The sequence below is a fragment of the Kitasatospora sp. NPDC057512 genome, from assembly GCF_042802135.1.
Lineage (GTDB): Bacteria > Actinomycetota > Actinomycetes > Streptomycetales > Streptomycetaceae > Kitasatospora.
The window spans coordinates 1-3,207 of sequence record NZ_JBHVET010000866.1 but is presented as its reverse complement, the minus strand read 5'-3'; the positions used below and the strand labels follow the sequence as shown (position 1 = coordinate 3,207).

Genomic DNA, 3,207 nt, shown 5'->3' with positions numbered 1-3,207 from the left:
CGCCTGGGCCGCCGGCACCCCGCACCTCCTGAACGTCGCCGCCAGCCGCGCCAAACGCCGCCTCTACGTCGTCGGCGACCGCGCCCTGTGGGCCCCGCTGCTCCACTTCGACGTCCTGGCCGCCGAACTCCCCGCCTACGACCACGTCCGCGACCGCGACACCTGGCCCCTCGACGGCCCCGGCGGCGCTTCCGGCGGCTGAGCGTGCGGGCCCGGGGCGGTCCCGCGCCCGGGCGTCAGAACACCGGTGGCCGCCCCAGTCGGGTCATCCGCCACACCGTGGCCCACCGCATCGGGCGCCGGGGCGGGCACGGGGTGCGCACGCCCTCCAGGAAGCCGGTCCACCAGGCGCGCAGCCCGGCCGCGGGCGGGCGGCGGGAGAGGGTGTACAGCGACCAGGAGGCCAGGTACGGCGGCACCAGGACGGCGGGCAGCCGGCGCTTGGCCGGCCAGACGCGGTTGCGGGCCGTCAGCCGGTAGTAGGCGGCGTGCCGGGCGGGCTCGGTCCGGGGGTGTTGGAGCAGCAGGTCGGCCCGGTAGCGGATCGACCAGCCGGCGTCGAGGACGCGCCAGGCGAAGTCCGTCTCCTCGTGGGCGTAGAAGAACCGCGACGGGAAGCCGCCGACCCGGTCGATGGCGCTCATCCGGATCGCGTGGCCGCCGCCCAGGAAGGTGGTGACCTCACCGGAGCGCAGGGCGCCGGAGGCTCCCGGGCGTGGGACGTGGCGGCGCTGGGTGTGCGCGCTCCCGTCCGCGACCCGGAAGCCGACCACGCCGAGGCGCCGCTCCCGCTCGAACGCCTCCCGGACCAGCCGGAAGGTGTCGGTGCGGGGCAGGAGGCCGTCGTCGTCCAGGTTCACCACCACGTCCACGCCGCCGAGTTCGCGCAGCCGTAGGGCGCCGAGGTTGCGGCCACCGGGGATGCCGAGGTTCTCCGGCAGCTCCACCGCGTCCACCCAGTCCGGGAGCGGCGGCAGCCGCACGCCCTGCCCGATCACCACGACCCGGGCGGCCTCGCCCTCCTGGGCGGCCACCGAGTCGAGGAGCGCGCCCAGCTCCCGGGGCCGGTCGCCCATCGTCAGTACCACCACGCCCAGCCCGAGGCCCATCCGCACCCGCTTCCGTCGAGGAATCCCGCAGATCCGGTGCAACGACCGGCCCGGCTCGGAGGTCACGTATGGATGTGAGCGAATGTTGGTACGGAGGCGAACGCTTGGAAGAAACCGTTCGTTCGGTTTCTCGGGCGCGGGAGCGGGTGTGCCGGAGGCCGATCCACCGGGGAGGCCGAGGCGTGCGGTCACCCACGGGGCGGTGGGGCCTGACGGGGTGTGGGGAGGGGGAGTGGTTGGCGGGATTCCTCGGCATCGTCTTGTCGGCCGTGGGTGGGGCGAAGCTAAGATACGGGGTGTTTGGTTTTGTTTTCCGGGAGCTCAGGGCGGGGTGGTTTCGGTGGTACGGCAGGAACGGGCGCTCCGGACACGTCGGCTGATCCTGGAGGCGGCGGCCTCGGTCTTCGACGAGTTCGGGTACGAGGGCGCGACCATCGGTGAGGTGGTCTCCCGGGCCGGTGTGACGCGCGGTGCGGTGTATTTCCATTTCGCCTCGAAGCGCGATCTGGCGCAGGGTGTGGTGGAGGAGCAGTTCGTCCAGGACGGAGTTCCCGAACGCAGCTGCAAGCTCCAGGAGTTCGTGGACACCGGGATGGTGGTGGCGTACCTGATGCCGCGTGACCCGCTGCTCAGCGCGGGGGCCCGGCTGTCGCTCGGGCAGGACCTCTTCGACGATCTGGGCGGCGGCGCCATCCCCGGCTGGATCAGCCGGTTCGAGGCACTGCTGGTCGCGGCCGGCGAGCGCGGCGAGCTGCTCCCGCACGTCGTGCCGGCGGACACCGCGTGGCTGCTCGTCGCCGCGTGGACGGGGGTGCAGATCCAGTCCCAGAAGCTCTGCGGCCGGGCCGACCTGGAGCTGCGGGTGTCCGCGCTGTACCAGCACCTGATGCCGAGCATCGCGGTGCCGGGCGTGCTGGGCTCGCTGCAGATGGGGCCGAACCGCGGCGCCCAGGTGGTGGCCGAGGCCGCGGCGGCCCGTGCGGCGGCGGAGGGCGACCCGGAAGGCGGTGACTCGGACCGCGATCCCGACGGTGCGGGCGGCATCGTGCGCGCCGGGGCGCAGACGGAGGTCGGCGTGGGCTGACGATGGCTCACCGGCCCTCCCGCCTGCGGGAATCCGGGCGGGCCTGGGTGTGGGAGTGGGCGCGGGAGCGGGCGAATCGGCGGCGACGGGACCACGGGGGTCCGGCGCCGCCTTTGGTTTGCCCGGACGCGATCACACGGTGCGGCGGTGGCACTGCCGAGGGTGGCGGGCCGCAACGCCTGCGCAAAACAAACAGCACGTTCGGTTTTGTATTGACAAACCGCGCGTCCTGTTTTTGACTGGTAGCAGTTGACCCAGGGTGTCGACCCGGGTGCCGGCCGTGGCCGGGGAGGCTGCGGCGTTCCGTGTGATTGGGGTGGTCATCGTGGAAATTCGGGTGCTCGGGGCGCTGGACGTCCGGGTGTGCGGGATGTCGGTGGTGCCGTCGGCGCCGAAGCCCCGGCAGGTGCTGGGACTGCTGGCGCTGCGGGCGGACCAGGTGGTGTCGGCCGGGGTGCTCGCCGACGAGCTGTGGTCCGGCCGTCCGCCGCGCAGCGCGCGCACCACCGTGCAGACGTACGTGCTCCAGCTGCGCGACCTCATCGACCGGGCGCTCGCGACGGCCGGTACGGCGCAAGGGGTGTCCTGCGCCAAGGACGTCCTGGTGACCTCGCCGGGCGGCTACATGCTCAACAGCGGCGGCGGGCTGACGGACCTCCGGGAGTTCGAGCGCCTCGCCGGAACCGGCTACCGGGCGATGGACGGCGAGGACTACCCGGGGGCGGCCCGGCTGCTTGGCGAGGCGCTCGCGCTGTGGCGCGGTCCGGCCTTCGCGGACGTCCCGGTCGGCGGTCAACTCGCCGTCGAGGCCCGGCGGTTGGAGGAGACCAGGCTCTGCGCGCTGGACCAGCGGATCGAGGCCGACCTGCGCCTCGGCCGGCACCGCGTACTGCTCGCCGAACTCACCGTCCTGGTCGACCGCTACCGCACCCACGAGAGCCTGCACGGCCAGTACATGGTCGCGCTGCACCGCTCCGGCCGCCGGGGCGAGGCGCTGGAGGCCTACCAGCGCCT

3 protein-coding genes and 1 pseudogene are annotated in these 3,207 nt (G+C 73.6%); 3 read left to right on the top strand and 1 reads right to left on the bottom strand.

Annotated features, from left to right (window positions below; all coding sequences use genetic code 11):
- Nucleotides 1-202: pseudogene (locus ACFU6K_RS34970) on the top strand (hypothetical protein); the annotation flags it as partial.
- Between the two features lie 34 nt (nucleotides 203-236).
- On the opposite strand, the gene ACFU6K_RS34965 reads toward ACFU6K_RS34970, so the two are convergent.
- Nucleotides 237-1,109 carry a glycosyltransferase family 2 protein gene (locus ACFU6K_RS34965; RefSeq protein WP_380670037.1) on the bottom strand — a complete coding sequence of 291 codons (873 nt, stop codon included), beginning with the start codon at nucleotides 1,107-1,109 and terminating at the stop codon, nucleotides 237-239.
- 340 nt (nucleotides 1,110-1,449) lie between these two features.
- On the opposite strand from ACFU6K_RS34965, the gene ACFU6K_RS34960 reads away from it, so the two are divergent.
- A complete protein-coding gene (locus ACFU6K_RS34960; protein WP_380670035.1) occupies nucleotides 1,450-2,193 on the top strand; it encodes a ScbR family autoregulator-binding transcription factor in 744 nt (247 codons plus the stop codon).
- Nucleotides 2,194-2,518: 325 nt separating this feature from the next.
- The coding region (locus ACFU6K_RS34955) for a BTAD domain-containing putative transcriptional regulator (RefSeq protein WP_380670033.1) at nucleotides 2,519-3,207 on the top strand (689 nt) is incomplete at its 3' end.